The 19,893-nt window shown below is 48.8% G+C and carries 24 protein-coding genes and 3 pseudogenes; 19 read left to right on the top strand and 8 right to left on the bottom strand.

Annotation, left to right across the window (positions count from 1 at the left end):
- The first annotated feature begins 183 nt into the window (after positions 1 to 183).
- From silR to copM, 4 genes and pseudogenes are all read left to right on the top strand, one after another.
- Positions 184 to 864 (top strand): copper/silver response regulator transcription factor SilR, encoded by a 681-nt coding sequence (gene silR / locus NMC31_RS05225; RefSeq protein WP_253897198.1) that lies wholly within the window; start codon positions 184 to 186, stop codon positions 862 to 864.
- Positions 857 to 2,332, top strand: coding sequence for a Cu(+)/Ag(+) sensor histidine kinase (locus tag NMC31_RS05220; RefSeq protein WP_253897197.1), 1,476 nt, complete (start codon positions 857 to 859; stop codon positions 2,330 to 2,332). The genes silR and NMC31_RS05220 overlap by 8 nt, the downstream gene beginning before the upstream one ends.
- A gap of 230 nt (positions 2,333 to 2,562) precedes the next feature.
- A complete protein-coding gene (gene silE / locus NMC31_RS05215; RefSeq protein ID WP_253897196.1) occupies positions 2,563 to 2,994 on the top strand; it encodes a silver-binding protein SilE in 432 nt (143 codons plus the stop codon).
- Between the two features lie 225 nt (positions 2,995 to 3,219).
- Positions 3,220 to 3,498 (top strand): annotated as a pseudogene (gene copM, locus NMC31_RS05210) (CopM family metallochaperone).
- Positions 3,499 to 3,905: 407 nt separating this feature from the next.
- Here the strand turns inward: copM and NMC31_RS05205 are convergent.
- The 8 genes and pseudogenes from NMC31_RS05205 to NMC31_RS05170 form a co-directional block, all read right to left on the bottom strand.
- The gene (locus NMC31_RS05205) at positions 3,906 to 4,814 is read right to left on the bottom strand and encodes an HNH endonuclease (RefSeq protein WP_253897195.1); all 909 of its coding nucleotides are present in this window, start codon (positions 4,812 to 4,814) and stop codon (positions 3,906 to 3,908) included.
- 224 nt (positions 4,815 to 5,038) lie between these two features.
- Positions 5,039 to 5,144: pseudogene (locus NMC31_RS05200) on the bottom strand (helix-turn-helix domain-containing protein); the annotation flags it as partial.
- 77 nt (positions 5,145 to 5,221) lie between these two features.
- Positions 5,222 to 6,235: pseudogene (locus NMC31_RS05195) on the bottom strand (DDE-type integrase/transposase/recombinase).
- Between the two features lie 682 nt (positions 6,236 to 6,917).
- Complete coding sequence (locus NMC31_RS05190; RefSeq protein ID WP_253897194.1) at positions 6,918 to 7,373, bottom strand: zinc-ribbon domain-containing protein; 456 nt, start codon at positions 7,371 to 7,373, stop codon at positions 6,918 to 6,920.
- A complete protein-coding gene (locus NMC31_RS05185) occupies positions 7,364 to 7,699 on the bottom strand; it encodes a DUF7828 domain-containing protein (protein WP_253897193.1) in 336 nt (111 codons plus the stop codon). Before NMC31_RS05185 ends, NMC31_RS05190 begins: the two co-directional genes overlap by 10 nt.
- Positions 7,700 to 7,823: 124 nt before the next feature.
- Positions 7,824 to 7,964 carry a hypothetical protein gene (locus NMC31_RS05180; RefSeq protein ID WP_253897192.1) on the bottom strand — a complete coding sequence of 47 codons (141 nt, stop codon included), beginning with the start codon at positions 7,962 to 7,964 and terminating at the stop codon, positions 7,824 to 7,826.
- Between the two features lie 6 nt (positions 7,965 to 7,970).
- Positions 7,971 to 8,177, bottom strand: a complete 207-nt coding sequence (locus tag NMC31_RS05175; protein WP_253897313.1) for a helix-turn-helix transcriptional regulator — start codon at positions 8,175 to 8,177, stop codon at positions 7,971 to 7,973.
- A gap of 127 nt (positions 8,178 to 8,304) precedes the next feature.
- Complete coding sequence (locus tag NMC31_RS05170; RefSeq protein WP_253897191.1) at positions 8,305 to 8,895, bottom strand: YagK/YfjJ domain-containing protein; 591 nt, start codon at positions 8,893 to 8,895, stop codon at positions 8,305 to 8,307.
- A 796-nt stretch (positions 8,896 to 9,691) separates the two neighbouring features.
- Here NMC31_RS05170 and NMC31_RS05165 point away from each other — a divergent pair.
- The 15 genes from NMC31_RS05165 to NMC31_RS05095 all read left to right on the top strand — a co-directional run bounded on the left by NMC31_RS05165 (position 9,692) and on the right by NMC31_RS05095 (position 19,569).
- A complete protein-coding gene (locus NMC31_RS05165; protein WP_253897190.1) occupies positions 9,692 to 10,819 on the top strand; it encodes a hypothetical protein in 1,128 nt (375 codons plus the stop codon).
- A 139-nt stretch (positions 10,820 to 10,958) separates the two neighbouring features.
- Positions 10,959 to 11,846 (top strand): GTPase family protein, encoded by an 888-nt coding sequence (locus NMC31_RS05160; protein ID WP_253897189.1) that lies wholly within the window; start codon positions 10,959 to 10,961, stop codon positions 11,844 to 11,846.
- 180 nt (positions 11,847 to 12,026) lie between these two features.
- A complete protein-coding gene (locus NMC31_RS05155; RefSeq protein ID WP_167809833.1) occupies positions 12,027 to 12,179 on the top strand; it encodes a hypothetical protein in 153 nt (50 codons plus the stop codon).
- Between the two features lie 135 nt (positions 12,180 to 12,314).
- The gene (locus NMC31_RS05150) at positions 12,315 to 12,752 is read left to right on the top strand and encodes a hypothetical protein (RefSeq protein WP_253897188.1); all 438 of its coding nucleotides are present in this window, start codon (positions 12,315 to 12,317) and stop codon (positions 12,750 to 12,752) included.
- Positions 12,753 to 12,760: 8 nt separating this feature from the next.
- Positions 12,761 to 13,189: a hypothetical protein gene (locus NMC31_RS05145; protein WP_253897187.1), complete on the top strand. Its 429-nt coding sequence runs from the start codon at positions 12,761 to 12,763 to the stop codon at positions 13,187 to 13,189.
- Between the two features lie 71 nt (positions 13,190 to 13,260).
- Positions 13,261 to 13,812 carry a DUF4234 domain-containing protein gene (locus NMC31_RS05140; RefSeq protein WP_253897186.1) on the top strand — a complete coding sequence of 184 codons (552 nt, stop codon included), beginning with the start codon at positions 13,261 to 13,263 and terminating at the stop codon, positions 13,810 to 13,812.
- A 117-nt stretch (positions 13,813 to 13,929) separates the two neighbouring features.
- A complete protein-coding gene (locus tag NMC31_RS05135; protein WP_253897185.1) occupies positions 13,930 to 14,748 on the top strand; it encodes a DUF932 domain-containing protein in 819 nt (272 codons plus the stop codon).
- Positions 14,748 to 14,993 (top strand): hypothetical protein, encoded by a 246-nt coding sequence (locus tag NMC31_RS05130; RefSeq protein WP_253897184.1) that lies wholly within the window; start codon positions 14,748 to 14,750, stop codon positions 14,991 to 14,993. Before NMC31_RS05135 ends, NMC31_RS05130 begins: the two co-directional genes overlap by 1 nt.
- A gap of 122 nt (positions 14,994 to 15,115) precedes the next feature.
- The gene (locus tag NMC31_RS05125) at positions 15,116 to 15,577 is read left to right on the top strand and encodes an antirestriction protein (RefSeq protein WP_253897183.1); all 462 of its coding nucleotides are present in this window, start codon (positions 15,116 to 15,118) and stop codon (positions 15,575 to 15,577) included.
- 10 nt (positions 15,578 to 15,587) lie between these two features.
- Positions 15,588 to 16,067 carry a RadC family protein gene (gene radC / locus NMC31_RS05120; protein WP_253897182.1) on the top strand — a complete coding sequence of 160 codons (480 nt, stop codon included), beginning with the start codon at positions 15,588 to 15,590 and terminating at the stop codon, positions 16,065 to 16,067.
- A gap of 10 nt (positions 16,068 to 16,077) precedes the next feature.
- Positions 16,078 to 16,299, top strand: a complete 222-nt coding sequence (locus NMC31_RS05115; RefSeq protein ID WP_253897181.1) for a DUF987 domain-containing protein — start codon at positions 16,078 to 16,080, stop codon at positions 16,297 to 16,299.
- A gap of 23 nt (positions 16,300 to 16,322) precedes the next feature.
- Complete coding sequence (locus NMC31_RS05110) at positions 16,323 to 16,685, top strand: type IV toxin-antitoxin system YeeU family antitoxin (protein ID WP_276219177.1); 363 nt, start codon at positions 16,323 to 16,325, stop codon at positions 16,683 to 16,685.
- A 51-nt stretch (positions 16,686 to 16,736) separates the two neighbouring features.
- On the top strand, positions 16,737 to 17,114 hold the full coding sequence (locus tag NMC31_RS05105) for a TA system toxin CbtA family protein (protein WP_253897180.1): 378 nt from the start codon (positions 16,737 to 16,739) through the stop codon (positions 17,112 to 17,114).
- The gene (locus NMC31_RS05100; RefSeq protein ID WP_253897179.1) at positions 17,111 to 17,569 is read left to right on the top strand and encodes a DUF5983 family protein; all 459 of its coding nucleotides are present in this window, start codon (positions 17,111 to 17,113) and stop codon (positions 17,567 to 17,569) included. Before NMC31_RS05105 ends, NMC31_RS05100 begins: the two co-directional genes overlap by 4 nt.
- Positions 17,570 to 18,372: 803 nt before the next feature.
- The gene (locus tag NMC31_RS05095) at positions 18,373 to 19,569 is read left to right on the top strand and encodes an OprO/OprP family phosphate-selective porin (RefSeq protein ID WP_253897178.1); all 1,197 of its coding nucleotides are present in this window, start codon (positions 18,373 to 18,375) and stop codon (positions 19,567 to 19,569) included.
- The last annotated feature ends 324 nt before the right edge of the window (positions 19,570 to 19,893 follow it).

Below are 19,893 nucleotides of genomic sequence, written 5' to 3'. Positions count from 1 at the left end.
TCTCTTCCAGGCAGACCTGGTAAATGGTTCAAATGAAGTCCAGAGTATTGATAGGGGTACTTTACCGAACGCTCTCTGTTTGCCGGGTGACAGGATAATGACAATGTTGTCATTTTTGCTGTAATCCGTTGATAACGATCGTGAGCGCAATAGAATGACCTTAGCAGCCAGCCGGGGAGCAAGATGAAAATATTGATCGTCGAAGACGAAATTAAAACAGGTGAATATCTCAGCAAAGGGCTTACAGAGGCAGGGTTCATAGTGGATCACGCTGATAATGGTCTTACCGGATATCATCTCGCCATGACAGCCGAGTATGATTTAGTCATTCTGGACATCATGCTGCCTGATGTGAACGGCTGGGATATCATCCGCATGCTGCGCACTGCCGGAAAGGGGATGCCGGTATTACTGCTGACGGCCCTTGGCACGATTGAAAACAGGGTCAAAGGACTTGAGCTGGGGGCGGATGATTACCTGGTTAAACCCTTTGCATTTGCCGAACTGCTCGCCCGGGTGAGAACTCTTCTGAGACGGGGGAACACGGTGATCACAGAAAGCCAGTTTAAGGTGGCTGACCTCTCGGTTGATCTCGTTTCCAGAAAAGTCAGCCGCGGGGGGAACCGCATTGTACTCACCAGTAAGGAGTTCAGCCTGCTGGAATTTTTCATTCGCCATCAGGGCGAAGTATTACCTCGTTCGCTGATTGCTTCCCAGGTCTGGGATATGAACTTTGACAGTGATACCAACGCGATTGATGTCGCTGTAAAGCGGCTTCGCGCGAAAATAGACAATGATTACGAGGCAAAACTGATCCAGACAGTCCGGGGCGTGGGCTACATGCTGGAGGTTCCGGATGCGTAACAAGTTTTCCAGACGCCCATTTTCACTTGCCCTGAGGCTGACCTTTTTCATCAGTCTGTCCACAATACTGGCTTTTATTGCGTTTACCTGGTTTATGCTGCATTCCGTTGAAAAGCATTTTGCCGAGCAGGATGTCAGCGATCTGCAGCAAATCAGCACCACACTGAACCGAATACTGCAGTCTCCGGCGGATGCGGATGAGAAAAAAATAAGTAAAATAAAGGAGTCGATTGCCAGTTACCGTAATATTGCCCTTTTGCTCCTTAGCCCGCAGGGAGAGGTGCTGTTTAGTTCAGCGCAGGGATCAGCATTACGATCGGCCCTGAATTCAGCAGACTTTAGCGAGCACACTCGCGTCCGGGACGTGTTTCTCTGGACGGTGGAAGATCCGGCTGAACCGATGTTTTCCGGCTCCGGAATGAAAATGGAAACCTACAGAATTATCGCCTCCTCTGGTCAGGCGATATTTCAGGGTAAACAGCAGCACTATGTCATGCTGACCGGACTCTCTATTAATTTCCATCTTCACTATCTCGATGCGCTGAAAAAGAATCTGATTGCCATTGCCGTCGTGATAAGCTTGCTGATTATTCTGATCATTCGAATTACTGTCCACCAGGGGCATCTGCCCCTTCGCAATGTCAGCAACGCCATTAAAAATATTACTTCTGAAAACCTTGATGCGCGGCTGGAACCCGCTCGCGTTCCTATTGAACTGGAGCAACTGGTTATCTCGTTCAATCACATGATTGAAAAGATAGAGGATGTTTTTACCCGTCAGGCCAATTTCTCTGCCGATATTGCGCACGAAATCAGAACCCCGATCACCAACTTGGTGACGCAGACTGAAATTGCACTGAGTCAGGATCGATCGCAGCAGGAGCTTGAGGATATTCTCTACTCCAGCCTTGAAGAATACAACCGGATGACCAAAATGGTCAGCGACATGCTGTTTCTGGCTCAGGCGGACAATAATCAACTGATTCCTGACAAGGTCATGTTTGACCTGAGTGCCGAAGTCATGAAAGTCTTTGAGTTCTTCGAAGCCTGGGCGGAAGAACGCAATATCACACTGAGGTTTAACGGGATGTCCTGTCTAGCAGAAGGGGATCCACAGATGTTCAGAAGAGCAATTAATAACCTGTTATCCAATGCCTTGCGCTATACGCCGGAGGGACAGGCGATCGACGTCTCAATAAGTGAACAGGACTGCTGTTTTAAGCTGATGATTGAAAATCCCGGAAGGCCAATCCCTGAAGAACATTTACCACGGCTGTTTGACCGGTTTTATCGGGTGGATCCGTCCAGACAACGAAAAGGCGAAGGCAGCGGCATAGGCCTTGCTATTGTAAAGTCAATCGTGGAGGCCCATCACGGAAAAGTACACGTGGAATCGGATATACACTCGACTCGTTTCATTTTATCTGTACCAAGACTGAGCAAAATGAATCCGATCATACCCCACTGATAATATTACAAAGATGTCATCAGCCTGTCATGCTACGAACAGAAGCCATTCGGTATAATTTTTGCAACTTATCAGGAAGTCTGGACGACTCCATCATTACATAGCGTCAGAGTACCTCAGGTAATGAATGTACAGTCACTTGCCAGAGAAGACTGGCATTTTCAGAGATACAACTGAAGAAACAGGTCGTGATTTCCCGGACATCATTGATTTAAAAATGGAGAGTTACCATGAATAATATCGTAATAGCTTCGGTGTTAGGTTTTGGATTAATTTCTGCGACATGGGCCGCTGAAACCGTGAATATCCATGAGCGTGTCAATAATGCACAGGCACCTGCTCATCAGATGCAGTCTGCTTCCGCTCCTGCCCAGATTCAGGGGGGGGATTCCCGTATAGCTGGTATGGATCAGCATGAACAAGCCATTATTGCCCATGAAACTATGAATAATGGTTCAGCTGATGCGCACCAGAAAATCGCGGAAAGTCACCAGAAGATGATGGGGAATAACCCCGTTTCCGCTACCAGCCCGTCGACCTCATACGCGGCGATGAATGACCATGAAAGAGCGGCTGTTGCCCATGAATTCATGAATAACGGTCAGTCCGGCCCGCATCAGGCTATGGCCGATGCACACCGCCGCATGATGAATGCTGGCTGAATGTGACTGAGATACCCGTGCATTTACCCTTTCCTTGGATTATTCCTTAAGCGGAATATGTTGTTATGTTGCTGTATTTTGGCCCCCGTCTGGGGGCTTTTTTATCTGACTCTGCTACAATTAAACAATACCTACTCGAAAAGGATTTATTTTATGAAAATAAAAAAAACTCTTTCTGTTATATTGTTGCTGTCGCTGCCAGCAATTTCCGCATAACATTCAGAAATGAAAATTTCTGAATGTGTCCTCATCGGCATCTTCACAGAAATATATGTCAGGGATGAAAAGCATGCATGACAAAATGATGGGTTCCGTTAATGAATCCGATCCCGACAAGGCTTTTGCAAAAGGCATGGTTGCACACCATGAAGGGGCAATAGCAATGGCTGAAACCGAGCTGAAGTACGGGAGAGATCCTGAAATGAGAAAACTCGCGCAGGACATCATTAAAGCACAAAAGGAGAAATTGAGCAGATGAATAAATGGCTTAGCAGTCAAAAATAATGATTGTGGAAATATTATATTGCGCGTATAGTCAGATTGTTCCCAGGTACGGGAACCTGTTAATCGTTAACTAATCAAAACCCGATTAATTTCGGGTTTTTCATTTTAACCCCCCCAACGCATGCACTGCACCGAGTGAAATTCACCTGAGCCAATTCTGCTTGCTTATTATTTCGATGGGAATTGCTGATTTTAATTAAGTCTATGTTTTAAAGGTGTTTCTCATGCCTGGGTTTGGCAGGGGGTCGTCCTGTTCTCTGGTCATGCGCAATGGCAATTCGCAGTCAGGGCTCAAGACTACTTTTACCTCTTTTTTAACAGAAAGTTTCTGAACCAGATACTTGCCGGAAACATCATCTGCTGTTCATCCCGACCAATAAAACGAAGGTATCACTCTCGTTTGAAACTCACTTACTTTCCATTTTGTAATAAAGAATCAAGTTTTCCAGTGATATATCAATACCAACTTTTTTTAATAACCTTTTTCTCGCAGTGTATATTTCTTTCAGCATATCTTCATAACCCTGTCCAAGGTGAATTTGTTTATGGCAATTGCAACACAGAGATATTATATTTTCTTCGACATCAAGAGAGGTGTCGAAATCATCTTGCCTGGACATAGGTACAATGTGATGAGGTTCAGTATAATTTAAGGATGAGTTTCGCCTTCTGAAGGTTGGGTGATCGCTATTGATTTCACATATGTAACCTGCTTTATTCAGTGCATTTTTGGATACCCCTTTACTCCTGGGATACGAGAGGCCATTTTTTACTTCTATTGCATTTTTCTTTGGTTTGGCTTCTCCTGTATATTCAAACGTCTGAGCGTCGTCGAAGATATTACTTTCCTCTATGGCATTGATCAACTCAGCGTCAGAGTAATACTCACTGCAGGCCATTTCTGTTGTACCAAAAAAATCAAGTTCATTAATTGCCTGAACAAGTTCCTCACGAATTGTCCATAAATTTCTTTTGGGTTTCCCGACGATTTCTTTACTCTTCATGACTGTAATAAATTTTGTACCGGACGCGATATTTCCGATACCTTCAACTTCAAATCGACCAAGTTCTTTTTGAACTCTCCCACCCAGTCCGTTAATAACACCATTAGCACTCATACTGTGCAGTTCGTACTTTTTACCAATATCGAAGCATGTGCAAGAATGATTTGGTTCAATGAACCATTTTTTTAACGCTGTAATACTCTTTTCATCAAAAACTTTTTCATTCACTAATAAATCTTTCCATTCCTCCACGCTGATATCAATATCACAGACGTACTCCCCGTCAATCACCTGGCAAATTTTTTTTATCACGGCCATCCCCCTAAAATATAAAAATCATCATGAAAATATAAAGTGCGGTATCTAGCATGGTTGCAAAGGACGATTGTCTGCAAGATCACGTATTTTCCGTTATCTTCATCCCTAGAAAATCAAGGAAGCCATTGTACCTCAAAAAATTTATTACGGGGATCGCTCATTCAGATGATCATCCGCTTGATCATACCTGATTAGCAGACAGCACCCCAATATTAAAGCTTTACGGTATTATGGGAGATAATCGGTTCTCTGGCTATTGCACGAATGCTCAGCCCCCTGCTTATGCAAGATTTTAATGTCCATAACTGTCTCAAAAGTAACCATAAGCTCCCCCAAATCAGGAGAGCAGATTTATCCCCCTAGCTCTGGTTTGTACGGTCCGAGGACATGGTGAACACTTTTTAACATCCTTTACCCATGGTGATCGACTTTTTCTTCAGGTCGATCACCCCCACCTTTGTACTGCACCACCACACTTCATAGCAGCCATCCTCCAGCGTCTCCTTCAGCCCGACCCGCTCCCCCCTGAACGCTTTGCCTGCATTTAGACTGATACCTTTTATGCTCAGCGTCCCGCTGATATCGCGAGGTAGGAACGGCCATACCCAGTGCTTCATGGGGCCGTTCAAGGTTATACACCGTACGCCAGTGGTCGAAAGCACGCTGCAGCTCACCGCTGTCTGTGAACCACTTACCCTGTGTCTGCAGATGATATGGCCGGGAATGCCCCACCCGGATACCCTGGCGCATCAGCCACAACTCCAGTGCCGTCCAGGTGCCGGTGGTGTCGCCCCACGGTGAGCCGTTGTCCATCGTCATCCGGTCTGGCAACCCGTAGCGTTCAAACACGCTGACCAGCTGTTGCTGCACGGTCTCACGGCGTTCATCGGTGCAGGGTGCCAGACACAGGGAGAAACGGGAGTGGTCATCCAGCAGGGTGAACGGAAGGCACGGCCCCCGCCGAAGGGGAAGTGGCCCTTAAAATCCATCTGCCAGAGCCGGTTCGGCGCGTCATGTTCGAAGCGTCCTGCGGCCGGAATACCCGGAGCCGTACCCGGCAGCAGACCGTGACGGGCCATCAGGTTATGGACGGTGCTGAAGGAGGGCATACGGTGCCCCTGGTCTTCGAGCCAGCGTTTTATCTTGCGCGCGCCCCAGCGCTCATGACGGACATGGGCGATACGCAGCAGGTCAGTGATGTCGTCGGGCGAGCGGTTGGGAGAATAATGAGGCGTCCGGGGACGGTCCAGAAGACCGGATGTGCTTTCCTCAGCCCAGCGGCGAAGCCACTTGTAGCCAGTGGCGGGAGAAATGCCGTAGTGACGGCAGAGGGAACGGATGTTCGCCCCGTCTTGTGAGGCGGACAGAACAAACTCGGAACGTAATGACATGGTATCTCTCGCATCCCAGGGCATAAGCGACTCCATAAACGGGTTCTTATGCCTTAGTTGTAAGTGTCTACCATGTCCCCGAACAAGTGTTCACTATGTCCCCGGACTGTACAGATTTCAGGTGTCGGATATGGATCACTTTCGCACCGTTGGTAACACTCAATGCCACCAGCATGGGATAAGGGTCAACTGCCTGCTACAGAAAAGTTCGCAGGGTTACCGCATTACCCGCATCAGAAATGGGGGAGTAATAATTCATAAAGGGTACTCTCTGTTCTTTTAGCGGAAGACAAGATGCCGGCGAATGGACACCAGCAGGGTGGGGAGATATCGGGCGTATTTTGACGGTGTGTCTATACAGGTCATACTGGCCAGAGTTCGGCTAATTGCATCTGGCTCTCGCTGAACACGGCATGTCGGCATTCTGTATCGACGCACTGTCCAGTGATGATGACTTACAATCCCCGGATCCCTGTCGAAAATGTGGGAGGACGGTAACAACAGCGAATCACCCGCCGTCTGTCGGCTTCTGAACGCGGTCGGTGAACCAGCTGCCAGCCATTATCACCCTGCGTCACGGTGGCTGGCGTATGGCAGGATCCACATAACAGCGGCTTGGTATGCTGATATGAGAGCGCATCAACAGCCACCCATTCGCCATCAGCAGTAATCACATATTCTGTTGGTCTGAACCGTATCGCCATGGTCAGTATCCTCCCAGGTCTGCTGGTGGGCACTGTGCCGGATCTTCAATTGGATGGATGTCACCCTGCCCGACCGTGTCTTCGATGCTGTAGATACCGGTGTTACAGACCGCGCAATGCTTCTCGCCCTCGTAATGACATCCGCACCAGACACAGTACCAGGACTCCGTCGCCATGCGGATATCCTGTCCATGAACGGAGTACAACATCACTCTGAAGCGTTCACCCGGCAATCCGTCACGGTGCTGACGATACTGGCAGTATGCCAGAGCAGATGCATCTGCTGACGTCTGGTCATGCTCAAACCAGGGAGGGGTATCATCGTCTCCCGGGTGCAGCACCAGACGACATCCGCAGGACGTACAGCGCCAGCCATCAGCAGATTCGCTAATGGCGTCCCGGGAGCGGCTCATCGCCCCCTTGCTGTTGAGAGCGAGGTGGCACGACATCATAAGCATAAGACCTCCCCGGCCCTGCGGTATTCATATAACGGGCAGTGATGCACACCAGGCCCTATCACCGGCATTGCATTCGGTACGTAACGTCGTAGCTGGAGTATTAACAGAACTTCATCAATGTCTGGTTGGATGTACGGACAGCCTTGCCTGCCTACAGTGAGTGCAGCATCGGTATGCGTAAACCACGGGCGCTCAGCGTCAGTGTGCAGCACCAGGTCACTCCCACAGTGATGGCAGGTGTATCGTTCGCCGGGAGAGCGCAGTGCGGTTCTGGCACCGGTCAGGCGACCAGCACTGTTACAGGCCAGGAAACATTTTGCGTACATAGTAATAGTCCTTACCGCCATATGACACGCAGGCACAGGCCGTCCCGGTATGGGCAGCATCATGCGTGGTTACTGGCGGGGTATAGATTTACGTGTATGAGTGAGTAATGCTGAGGGGGATGATTCAACCAGCTGTGGCAGCTATCACATTGGCCGTGCCGTAGCAGTGCGGGCACATACGCTCACCACAGTACTGGCGATGACACTGCAGACAAATCCAGCGTACCGGAGCCTGCCATGTCTTACGGTTATGTTTCTTCTTCATGCGTGCTCAGCCCCGTGATTCAGCGATACGCAGCTGTAACCAGGCTTCCACTTCGCTCTGCAACCATCTGGAGCTACGCCCCAGTTTGATAGGCTTAGGGAATACCCCATCCTGAATAAGCTTGTAGAACCATTTATCCGTTAAGCCGGTTAACCGGGTAATAAACTTCATGTCGACAAACTGGTCATTCAGGACAGGGATATCGGTATTCATCATCTTGTTCTCCGTAAAGTGAATGGAGAAGGAATTACGAGTGAGATGTGATTCCTTCAGATGATGAGTGCGGGGTATAAATTTTGATATTCACGATATCCCCCGGTTTAAATGGTGTCTGATATTATTACCAACCAGTGATTTCAGATTCTGACTTTCGCCTTGGCCTTCCTCTCCTGCTTCGTTCAGGAATATCACTGAACTGATAAATTAATCTGTCCTCTTTCTGGTCCACTTTGCTCAGATAGCTGAGGATATAGGTCATCCCATTGCGACCTTTATCGTCATCATGACAGATAACCCTCTCCCCACGAACCCGATAATGCTCCTGAGGTTTACACCATTGTGCATGCCCTTCACCATTAGTTATGTCCCCCCATAAGCATTCAACTGCCTGCCAGGTATTCCAGACTTTACGGTGCCGTTGTCCATCGAGATAAAAGGTGGCGTGGATATGTATCCCGTGTTTCTCTGAGCGTTCCATTACCCATGCAAATCCAATGATATCAGTATGGATATTCAGTTGTTCAGTCAGGAGTGTCATCTGCCAGGCCATGTCCTTTTCGTCTTGTAGACTGAATGCTTCACTGTATTGCAGATACCCAAGGTCAATACGTAGCATTAAGATCTTGGCGTAATTATCAAAGAGTGTATCAAGGTGAGTGAATAGTCTGTTCTTCAGATGATTGTAGTGGATGTAACGGTTATTTTGCTTCATGGGTAGAATATCTCGTGTGTGTGAGTCATGAGATACGTATGGGATGTTATTTTTGATTGGCTGTAACTTAGGGGGATAAGTGTGGGATTGATATGGCGTTACAGGTGACCAATGAGTGAGGTGATGTGAATGGGTTTCATGGATTTAAAAACTGTTTCCATATAAAATAACAATAATTACCTAAATTAATTATTAGGTACCACTTTACAGTCATCAACAGCACCCTCTATCCTGATATTCCAATCTGTCACTTTTATCCAGTGGTTCGCTTACCATAGCATCTGAAGCACTGCTTGCCACTTTTCAAATTCAGAAACGATTTCAATCGATATCTTTTTCGGATATGTCTCGATACAACCAGGGAGCAGTGAGGCATCCAGATAATAGCATTCATATGTATTTTTTGAATCGGTATCTCACATAGTCTGCCCTTATCTCCTGTTATCCATTACGGTACCCCAAAGATCTCCGGATATGGCCCTTTCCTGCGCTGTGGATGCTGTGCAGTCGGGGAGACATCATGATCAGGAATGGCTTCTGATAAGCCATGATTGTTCTTATCTGTTTTATGAGATAAAACAACGGATTCAAAATGAATATTAGCGATAATTATATACACTACCAATAATTCACATCATTGTTACTAACCCATTGTTTTTAGTGACTTGTTAACCAAAAACGCATACTCTTAATTATTGGATTTTTACACTTAATAAATACTATTAAAGCTTCATTTATAGCCATATAATTAATAGGGTGATAAAATAACTAAAAACCACCTCTGTAAGGAAGTTTCATGCGAAAGGATGGAATGAATGATTTTTACGAAGTGAATTTCCTCAGGCTTCGTGAGAAAGACAACACATATCCGGCACCTGAAATCAAATATAATAAACTTGCTGGCATCTACAGCTTTATCAGCTTTGATGATGTAAAAATTGAAAAGGGGAAGGAGCTTAGCGATGATGAACTGAATGACACTGACAGTGAAGTTCAAATACAGGGGCACGCCACAAACAGACTGCGTGAAATACTGGCATCAGAAATAGAAAACATACCACTCTCAGAACGCAATACTAATCCTAATATACCTGATGACATAATACACCTGCGCCATCCGGCCCGGCCTGTGCAGAGAAATTTTCTCAAGGCGTCACTTATTCATAAAGAGACCGTTTACAATAAACTGCTGCAAAAATATGCAAAAATAAAAAAGAAAGCAAATCATCAGAAATTAACACTATTTGGTATCAGCCTTCGTCTGGGGAAAAAGACTGAGGGTAAAGCCAGGCATATCGTCGATGATCTACGTATCATGAATCGCGCACTGAATTTCATGATCAGTAAAATCAGATACCGTGCCATGTATAAACGAATAGCAGGTTATCAGCGCATAGCGATAATTGATGAATCTTTCTTACCCTGCGCACATGTGCTTTTTTACATTCGGGATGGTGTTATTAATGAGAGTTTCATACAGGAACTTATTCTTACATGGTGTTCATTTATCCCGGCAGAGCATAACTGCTACGCAGGCATTTACAGTTTCGATTTTAATTTCACCATGGGATTACAGAAACACCTGATCGAGAATAAAACCAATACATACCGGGCTAAAGATACTGAAGGACATTCGTCTGATAAGCAGGTTCATATCTTTATTAATGATATTCTGGTTCCGTTTCCTGATGCATCCGTCCACGGGTATGACTTCAGACAAACGTTCAGCCTTCCCGACCAATTAATACGGAAAATGGCACGTGATGACAGCGAGAACAAATCATCTCAGGCGTCAAATTCAGGAAAGAACAGCTATCTTAAAGGATACGAAAAAATAAAAAACACCCCAGCAGAACATAAAGATTTCCTACTGAGGATTGCAAAGAAAACAAATAAAATCCCTTTAATTCGTACCGTGGACTAACCTCCTTGATACAGCAAGGAGAGATGCTCCCTCTCCTTTTTAAATATTTTTCAGATATATATTACATCATTGAATAACAGACTATTTGCTCATCAGGCTATCCTCCGGGATGGCCTGTTTTATTTCTGAGGAATATTCAATGAAACAACCATCAGGATATCAGATTATCCGCCGCCATTTACGCCGCTATCCCCGTACATTACGCCACACGCTGATTAAGGAGCTCAGCCAGCTTATTACTTACGAACCAGTCATCGGTATTATGGGAAAAACAGGTGCAGGTAAATCGTCGCTCTGCAATGCCCTGTTCCGCAGTGAAGTCTGCGCAGTGAATGCTGTGGAAGCCTGTACCCGTAAACCACAGCGTGTACGCCTGCGATTCGGCCAACATTATCTGACGCTGGTGGACCTGCCCGGTGTGGGCGAGAGCCAGAGTCGGGATAAAGAATATCGTGAGCTCTATCGGGAGCAGCTCCCGAAGCTGGATATGGTGCTGTGGGTACTAAAGGCGGACGACCGGGCATTCTCCGTGGAAGAGACGTTTTATCAGTTCATTCAGGCCCGGTGCGGTAACACCATGCCGCCGGTACTCTGGGTGCTCAATCAGGTGGATAAAGTCGAGCCATCCGAGCAGTGGAACCGACACACTGCGATGCCATCACCCGGCCAGCTTGAACACATTAAACGTAAACAGCAGGCCGTCGCCAGTCAGTTGGGTATACAGAAAGATGCTGTCATTCCTGTTTCAGTGAAGGGGCGTTATCACCTGGCCCACATCGTGGAGCGGATGATAAATCGCCTCCCAAAGCAGGCACGCAGCCCGCTGCTGCCCCACCTGCATCAGTCCTATCACTCAACCCCCATACAGGATACCGCCCGCAGCAGCTTTGGCGACGCCGTTGTTGATACCCTTGACCACGTCATTGACAGCGTACCACTGCCACTGCTTGTCCGGCAGGCCTTGCAGGCTGTGACACACACCGTTGCCCATGTGGCCCGCAGCGTCTGGTCCTTCTTTTTCGATTAGTTTTGCACGTCCAACGATAAAGAGTTTTGCTTGTTCATGATCGATTTTGTCGATCGTTCCGATCGGTTTTATTCATTATCCCTTCATCTATCATGGTTATAAACTTGAGCTGAAATGCTGCTATCTGATTGAAATAAAACAGATATGGAGACGCACGTTAAAACATTGTAAGGAGATGACATGCCACTGGTTTTGTTATGGATTTTTCTGGCCGTTGTGCTGGGGTTTCTGGCCAAAGGTGCCGGAAGGTCATTCTGGGGATGGTTTATTCTCGCAATGATAATTGACCCGATTCTTGCCGGGTTGCTCTTCTTTCTCATTGTCAGAGACTGAGGTTCCCGATGGCATTCCCGCACCGACTGGCACGGAAAATCTTCCGCTGCTTAATCATCAACGTTCTGCTCACGATATTCATCGTGTTCGCCATGATTTTCCTCGTCGATACCTTTGCCCCATAGGGAAATAAACATGAAGAAACTGACCCTGCCTGCACTGGCTCTTCTGGCTCTCTCATCCGCACCGGCTATAGCCGACGGAGGCTGGGGATATGCCAGTGGGGAGTATTACTACACGATTAACCGAAACAGCACGTTTTCCATGGATGACACACCCGGATATGAATATATCCAGGTTCAGACCAATGAGAGAAACAAGAAGGCCTGCCAGACGCCGGAGGCTGACAGCGTCACACTGACGCTGAATGAACACCCGGTTCAGGGTGAGCGCCATATATGGCAGAAAAAAGGCGAATGCCAGATATCCCTGATTATTCGGGGTAAAGCCACTCAGCAATGGCTGGTGAATTATCTGCGCGAATATGGTCATGTCGTCACGCTCACTGATATTACCGGAGAATTTAAAATCAGCGGACGTGGCTTTAAAGATTTCTGGGACGCCTATCAGTGAGGTAAATAATGAAAAGTTTAATGAATGTGGTGTTGAGTGCCGCGATATTGCCCCTGGCAGTCCCTGCGGTTGCCGCCACCATCACAACCCAGGTCAGTATCCCTGACAGCACCTATACGCTGGCCAGTACCGTCAACGGTGATGGTCTGTGGTGCAATGGCTGCGGCGGAAAACAGGGCTGGGTCCATATCGACAGCGATGAAATGATGACGCTGGGCGCAGGAACGTCTGTCACAGCCTCCGGAGGCAAATTCGCTATTCTGCATACCGATATGGGCATGTCCTGCCCGGCGGGCAATATCGCTGTCCTGAACCTTGAAACCGGAAAATACGTCGGCCCCGAAATTGATGAATGTAATGACGAAAAAGTTGATTACAAAATCAGTAACGGTAAATGGTGGGTGAAAGTCCGCAACCACATGTACTCCGGAAAATAACCTGTCGCCATCTGACTGAATACCGTCTCTTTTACTTCCGCTTCTGAAACTTCCACCTTTAAGGATAAACCATGCCTGTCATTACCGACCTCAGCGCCCGACTGAATACAAAAACGCTGAATTTTGTCTTACTCTCTTTCGTTACCTTCGGTATCTATCCACTGATGTGGCTCTACCGAAAACAAGGCATCATCATCGACACCACGAAGGTTTCGTTTTCCTCTGACCTTTATGTTCTGTGGATAGCCATCTGCTACGGTATTTCGCGCCAGCTCAGTGTGATGGGCACCACCGACCCGGAACTCTATGGTTATGACCCGACCATGGATGCCATTGCCATGCTCGGCGGCGTGTTGTCCATTGCCAGTGGTGTGATGTATATCATCTGGGCCTTTAAAGCCCGCACAGCGCTGCAGAGCTACGTGCTGAACACCTTTAAGTTCGAACTGAAGATGAATGTGTTCTACGTCATTATCTTCAATGTCTTTTATATCACTTACTGCATCAACACGATGCCGGAGGCTTTTGCTAAACACAAAATTATCCAGGGTGGCTTAACTACAGCCCCTGCTGAAGCCACTTTACCGACGGGAAATAGCCAGGCCGACACGGACCCGAAATAACCGCGCGGTAACGTTCGCTGTCATTACAGAATCCCGCCATTCCCTGATACACCCCCTCTGAAGCCCTGCTCGTATGAGCAGGGCTTTTTCGTTTATGTCATCCATAAAGGTAACCCCATGAAATTAGCCAGCCGTTTTGGTCGTGTGAACCTGATCCGTCGCGACTGTCCCTTAACACACGAAGAACTGATGTTGCACACCCCGAGCGTGTTTGGTGAAAACAAGCATGCCTCCCGCAGCGAGCGGTATGCCTATATCCCCACCATCACCCTGCTGGAGAGCCTCCAGCGCGAAGGTTTTCAGCCGTTCTTTGCCTGTCAGACCCGAGTGCGCGATGCGTCCCGCCGGGAGCACACGAAGCATATGCTGCGCCTGCGCCGTGCCGGGCAAATCACCGGTCAGCAAGTCCCGGAAATTATTCTGCTCAACTCACATGACGGCTCCAGCAGTTATCAGATGCTGCCGGGGCTGTTCCGTAGCGTCTGCTGTAACGGCCTGGTCTGCGGGACGTCCTTTGGTGAAGTACGCGTACCGCATAAAGGCGATGTGGTGGAAAAAGTCATCGAGGGTGCTTATGAGGTACTCGGCGTATTTGACCGGGTGGAGGAGAAGCGAGATGCCATGCAGTCTCTGTTGCTGCCCCCTCCGGCGCAGCAGGCGCTGGCGAAAGCGGCCCTGACGTACCGTTTTGGAGAAGAGCATCAACCGGTCACAGAGACACAGATTCTGGCACCACGCCGCTGGCAGGATGAGCAGAATGACCTGTGGACGGTCTTCAATCGTCTGCAGGAAAACCTGCAGAAAGGCGGGTTATCCGGTCGTTCAGCACAGGGCAAACGCAGCCGGACGCGGGCAGTGAACGGTATCGACGGTGACATAAAGCTCAACCGCGCGCTGTGGGTGATGGCTGAAGAGCTGCAGCAGGCACTGAGCTGATGCCCGTTCTTCCTGAAAATACCCACAAGGCCGGCGTTTATCCGGCTTCCCTGAGCGATACCGCTTTCTGCCGTTCCATCTCCGATGATGACCTCTGTGCCTGGTGCGCATACCTCTGTTACCGGCCTGGCGAACTCAGCTTGTGCAGACTGGCAGATGCCGGTGGCGTATGGCCCTGTCTGAGCGATATCGATGGCTATGCACAATCCTGCCCCCGGTTATGTCTGCTGTTAATGCCAGACTGACGCGCTGCGGTTTCTTTCCGCACATATGCGCATATCTGCTCTTCTCCCCCTGATTTTCATTATTGCTCGCGCCACCGCCCTTCTCTGAACGGCGTACTCATACTCTTATACAAGGAACACCCATGAACATGAATCATTCGTCCGTGACAGCGGACACAGAACAGGTCCCGACCATCACCGCCACGCTGCTGCCTGATGCACAGCGGCTTCATTTCTGGCCGCAACATTTTGGCGGCATTCCACAGTGGATACTGCTGGAGCCCCGCATCTTCGCGTGGATGGACCGGCTTTGTGAGGATTACCACGGCGGCATCTGGAATTTTTACACACTCAGCAACGGCGGCGTGTTTATGGCACCGGAGCCGGATGGAGACACTGGTGATAAATGGACACTGTTCAATGCCATGAATGGCAACAGTGCTGAAATGAGCGCTGAGGCGGCGGGTATCGCGGCCTGTCTGCTGGAGTATAGCCATCATGCCTGCCGTACGGAATGCGACGCCATGACAGAGCACTATTACCGTCTGCGGGACTACGCACTGAACCATCCCGAATGCGACACCATTATGCACATCATCGACTGAGGTCAAAATTATGGAACAACAACTTCCGCTGTTTGCCCGTGAACTGGCCCCCACAGAACAGCAGACGGTCAGGACGGCACTGACCCTGCTGGAGCAACAGTTACGTGAACCCGGGGCGTCATTTACCTCCAGCCATGCCCTTCGCGACTGGCTGCGCCTGCAGCTTGCCACACAGGAGCGCGAAGAGTTTGCTGCGCTCTTCCTCGATAACCAGCACCGGCTGATTGCGCATGAAACGCTGTTCACCGGCACCATCAATCATACACAGGTTCATCCCCGGGAAATTGTAAAAGCCGCCCTGCAGCATAATGCCGCTGCGGTGGTGGTGGTGCATAACCATCCCTCAGGGTATGCAGAGCCCAGTCAGGACGACCGGAATATTACCGGGCGCATCAGTGAAGCCCTGGCGCTGGTTGATATCCGCCTGCTGGACCACATGGTCATCGGCGGGATGGAGATTGTGTCCTTTGCCGAACGCGGCTGGCTGTAGGGGGAAATAAATGAAGATTATCAGCAAGCGTCAGGCCATGGCGATATACCGGCAGCATCCGCAGTCCCGCTTGTTTCGCTTCTGTACCGGCAAATATAAGTGGAGTGGCAGTATATGCCATTACGCCGGTCGCGAGGTACAGGACATCGGTGGTGTGTTGGCCGTCTTCGCTGAACGCCGCCAGGACCGTAACGGCCCGTATGTCGTATTGCGCAGCGTCACACTGAATTAACACACGTTTAAGGAAGGCTAAAATTGTCGAATAAAATACCGGCAGAAAACCACGATATCACTGAACCCTGGTGGGGACTTAAACGCAGTATCACTCCCTGTTTTGGCGCTCGCCTGGTGCAGGAGGACAACCGGCTGCACTATCTCGCTGACCGCGCCAGTATCACCGGACAGTTCAGCGACGCGGATTTACGCCTTCTCGACCAGGCATTCCCGGTACTGCTCAAACAACTGGAACTCATGCTGGTTTCCGGTGAGCTCAGTCCCCGCCATCAGCACTGTGTCACGTTATACGCAACAGGGCTGACCTGCGAGGCCGACAGCCTCGGCTCGCATGGATACGTGTACGTAGCGATTTACCCGACACCATCTGAAGCAACCGCGTAAACCTTCGCACTATTTTCCCTCGTTTTAACCCGTCAACGAAGAGATCCCACTATGCAAACCCAACCACTATCCTCCACGCAGGAGGATTCGCCACGTCCGACGCCCGTTGAAATCTGGCAGCAACTTCTTGTATATCTGCTGGAACAGCATTATGGCCTTTCACTTAACGACACACCGTTTGGCAACGATGGTGTCATTCCGGAACATATTGACGCAGGCATTTCACTGTGCGACGCGGTGAATTTCATCGTCGAAAAATACGATCTTGTCCGTATCGATCGTCGCAGTTTCAGTGCAGAAACACAGTCCCCACTCATCAGCAGTATTGATATCCTCCGCGCCCGTAAGGACTGTGGACTGATGACGCGTAACGGCTACAGAATGGTAACCGATATCACCACCGGCAAATACAGCGGAGCGACTCAATGAAGCTGTCTCTGACCGTGGAGGCTGATGCCGTCAATATACTGGCCCTCAACATGGGCCGGATCGCTGTTGATATCGACGGTATTGAACTGGCCAACCTGATCGATGTGGTCTGCGATAACGGTTATTCACTTCGCATTGCTGACGCCCCCGGGAAGTTGGTTGTTGAAGATCCTCTGCCACGTGTCGCCCGTCTGAACGGGATCCAGTGTAGCACCGCCCGTATTACCTGTGAGGATAACGCTATCCTTGACCAGGTAACACTTCAACGTCATGACGGCGGCAACTACGACTGGATACTGTATACCGGCTACGGATTTATTCTCAGGCTGAATGCCCGTTTACATCGCGTACTGGAACTAAAGCGACTGGGGTTATCAAAAGCCTGTCGTCGTCTGGTTGTTACGCTTATGCATCGTTATTCCCCCGACATAATCCATTTTGATGCTGCAGGGTAAATGCTGCCCGGATTAGAAATCTTCGACTGGTAACCCACGTATCCTCCTCTGATACGGTTTTCCCGTGCAAGCCTTAACCTCCGAAGAAACCCTGCAAATTCTGTTCGGCTGGCTGCGCGACAATATTTGCAGGGGCACGGAAATAATCTCCAACAACGTCGAAGACAATACCCCACGATAACACTGTTATCCGGTTTAAAGGACAACTGCTCCACTTAAAAACAGCCTAAAGCAATAAGGGGTTGTCATTTTGCTATCATAGAAAACACAGGTCAAAACGTAGCACTGGGTTCCCCCTCTCCCCACAAACAAATCCATTTGGGGGTGCTTATGGGGGTTACTCATTTGCCAAACATAAAATATCATCATTTAATCAATTAATTAACTATCGAATACGACTCCTGTGATCTTCCGCCAATTTGCTCCCTTCTCACGCGTGAAACGGCCTCGATGATATAAACCGTTAAACATAAGCTTCCCTTCCCCCATATATCAAATTACACAATATTATTTTTTGTTCCATATATGAGATTAATTTCCTCTTTACCTCACAAATAGCAATACTCACGCCTGCCTTTAATAACATTGCGCGATAGCTCAAACTTTACACCTTGACGACACGCGAATAGCGTGCGATTTTCCATATATCAAATAATAAACTTAGTTTCATATTTGAGACAAATATAAAAAACCAATAAATTTATTTCTGAGTTTCACTGGCGAAACGCCATCAATTAATTCTCGCTGATTTTTATCCGCGGCGGCGAGCTATTGCGTATTGAATATGAAATGAGAGGTGAGCTATGCGTAAACAATTTTTCGCGCTGCTGCTGGGCACATGCATCGCCGCACCCGTGCTGGCTGAGGGCGGCAAGCCCTTCCCACATATTGGCTGGCGCAGTGCGGACAGTAACGCCGGGTTAGATATTGGCGGCGCATTACGGGCAAATTATCGCTATGAAGACTGGAAAGGCAGTAATTATCGCGATCCGCCGCATCTGCGTTTTGATACATTCCGTATCGACAGCAGCGGTTTTTATAATAACTATTTCTTTGATGCCGGATTCTGGTTTCAGGATCACCATAAATATGCGATTGACCGCGCCTATGTGGGATATCGGTTTGATCAGAATAATAGTGTACAGCTTGGCATTCCCGGCAAGCCTTTTGGCCTGGAGCCGTATCCACAATTTGGCTGGTCATACGGCATTCCCTTTTATTTAGGGTTCGGCGTCAATGCCGGTAGCGGGGTAAATTACCAATATCACGATAATAACTGGTCGCTGGATGTGGCTTATTTCCCGTGGATGGAGCCTGAGAACCTGCGCTATGCGCCCGATGTCGGGGATTATGACCGCTTAAAAAATACCAATTATCCCAGCCAGCATCAGCAGCGTAATGAGAAACGCGATCAGGTGAACGTGCGGCTGGCGCGAAACTTCCACGGCGGGGGCTGGAATAATGAGCTGGGCGGATCGCTGGCGCTGGCGCGATTGCACAATCGCGAGACCGATGATGACGGCACTTTCTGGGCGGCGGGCCTGCACGGAACCGTGCAGAACGGGCCGTGGCAGCTCTCCTCACAGGTGATCCGTTACCAGTACGATCCGAAAAATCCGGCGGGCGTAAGCGACGATACGATTCTGATGGGCGGCAACGGCCTGACGCCGTCGTATTTAATCCCGGCAAAAGCCACCACCGCGTCGCTCAACGTGGCCCGTGATGTGGACGTCAAATGGGGCGCGGTATCAAAGCTGCGGTTCTATAACGATTACAGCGTGTTATGGAAAGATAAAAGCGGCTGGAGCGATTCCCAGATGAACACCGTCGGGGTGCAGGTCTTCGCACTACCGGTGATGTTCTGGGTCGATTTAAGCTGGGCGAAAAACGTTAACCCGTGGGGCGGCGCGCTTAACGCCACGGGCTGGACCAGCACGCAGTCGGAAGGCAGCGGAAAATGGTATTTCCGCACCAACGTCAATATCGGCTACTATTTTTGATGACCGATTTCCCGCGCGTTTACGCGCGGGATGCGCCTGAAAACTATCCAATCGGTGCGGTTTAAGCCAAACAGCAAAATAAGCACTATCTTCCATTCATCCAATCAATATGCAGTTCAAATATCTGCCCATTAATAATTAGCATCATAAATAATTCAATTTGAATCACTGATTCAGCATCAATGCCTGGAAAAAGAAAGCAAACGTTTGCGTTTAGATCTGGATCACTCCCCTTACGATGAAGATAATCGCAGCCCTGTGCGAAACCGCCCATACGTTTAGTGCGTCTATCAGGGGTCTCTCTACCCGCGAGAGTAGCGACAT

The organism is Pseudocitrobacter vendiensis (assembly GCF_943590815.1).
GTDB lineage: Bacteria > Pseudomonadota > Gammaproteobacteria > Enterobacterales > Enterobacteriaceae > Pseudocitrobacter > Pseudocitrobacter vendiensis.
Note: the sequence above shows the minus strand (reverse complement) of the source record. Positions and strands in the feature narration are given on the sequence as shown.

Bases quoted from the DNA above. Each gene is read 5' to 3' on its own strand.
- NMC31_RS05125 (WP_253897183.1), top strand. From the start codon at position 15,116: ATGAACATGAATCATTCGTCCGTGACAGCGGACACAGAACAGGTCCCG.
- NMC31_RS05220 (WP_253897197.1), top strand. From the start codon at position 857: ATGCGTAACAAGTTTTCCAGACGCCCATTTTCACTTGCCCTGAGGCTG.
- NMC31_RS05170 (WP_253897191.1), bottom strand. From the start codon at position 8,895: ATGAAGCAAAATAACCGTTACATCCACTACAATCATCTGAAGAACAGA.
- NMC31_RS05155 (WP_167809833.1), top strand. From the start codon at position 12,027: ATGCCACTGGTTTTGTTATGGATTTTTCTGGCCGTTGTGCTGGGGTTT.
- radC (WP_253897182.1), top strand. From the start codon at position 15,588: ATGGAACAACAACTTCCGCTGTTTGCCCGTGAACTGGCCCCCACAGAA.
- NMC31_RS05095 (WP_253897178.1), top strand. From the start codon at position 18,373: ATGCGTAAACAATTTTTCGCGCTGCTGCTGGGCACATGCATCGCCGCA.
- NMC31_RS05185 (WP_253897193.1), bottom strand. From the start codon at position 7,699: ATGTACGCAAAATGTTTCCTGGCCTGTAACAGTGCTGGTCGCCTGACC.
- NMC31_RS05100 (WP_253897179.1), top strand. From the start codon at position 17,111: ATGAAGCTGTCTCTGACCGTGGAGGCTGATGCCGTCAATATACTGGCC.
- NMC31_RS05175 (WP_253897313.1), bottom strand. From the start codon at position 8,177: ATGAATACCGATATCCCTGTCCTGAATGACCAGTTTGTCGACATGAAG.
- NMC31_RS05190 (WP_253897194.1), bottom strand. From the start codon at position 7,373: ATGCTTATGATGTCGTGCCACCTCGCTCTCAACAGCAAGGGGGCGATG.
- NMC31_RS05135 (WP_253897185.1), top strand. From the start codon at position 13,930: ATGAAATTAGCCAGCCGTTTTGGTCGTGTGAACCTGATCCGTCGCGAC.
- NMC31_RS05130 (WP_253897184.1), top strand. From the start codon at position 14,748: ATGCCCGTTCTTCCTGAAAATACCCACAAGGCCGGCGTTTATCCGGCT.
- NMC31_RS05150 (WP_253897188.1), top strand. From the start codon at position 12,315: ATGAAGAAACTGACCCTGCCTGCACTGGCTCTTCTGGCTCTCTCATCC.
- NMC31_RS05105 (WP_253897180.1), top strand. From the start codon at position 16,737: ATGCAAACCCAACCACTATCCTCCACGCAGGAGGATTCGCCACGTCCG.
- silR (WP_253897198.1), top strand. From the start codon at position 184: ATGAAAATATTGATCGTCGAAGACGAAATTAAAACAGGTGAATATCTC.
- NMC31_RS05180 (WP_253897192.1), bottom strand. From the start codon at position 7,964: ATGAAGAAGAAACATAACCGTAAGACATGGCAGGCTCCGGTACGCTGG.
- NMC31_RS05115 (WP_253897181.1), top strand. From the start codon at position 16,078: ATGAAGATTATCAGCAAGCGTCAGGCCATGGCGATATACCGGCAGCAT.
- NMC31_RS05165 (WP_253897190.1), top strand. From the start codon at position 9,692: ATGCGAAAGGATGGAATGAATGATTTTTACGAAGTGAATTTCCTCAGG.
- silE (WP_253897196.1), top strand. From the start codon at position 2,563: ATGAATAATATCGTAATAGCTTCGGTGTTAGGTTTTGGATTAATTTCT.
- NMC31_RS05140 (WP_253897186.1), top strand. From the start codon at position 13,261: ATGCCTGTCATTACCGACCTCAGCGCCCGACTGAATACAAAAACGCTG.
- NMC31_RS05160 (WP_253897189.1), top strand. From the start codon at position 10,959: ATGAAACAACCATCAGGATATCAGATTATCCGCCGCCATTTACGCCGC.
- NMC31_RS05145 (WP_253897187.1), top strand. From the start codon at position 12,761: ATGAAAAGTTTAATGAATGTGGTGTTGAGTGCCGCGATATTGCCCCTG.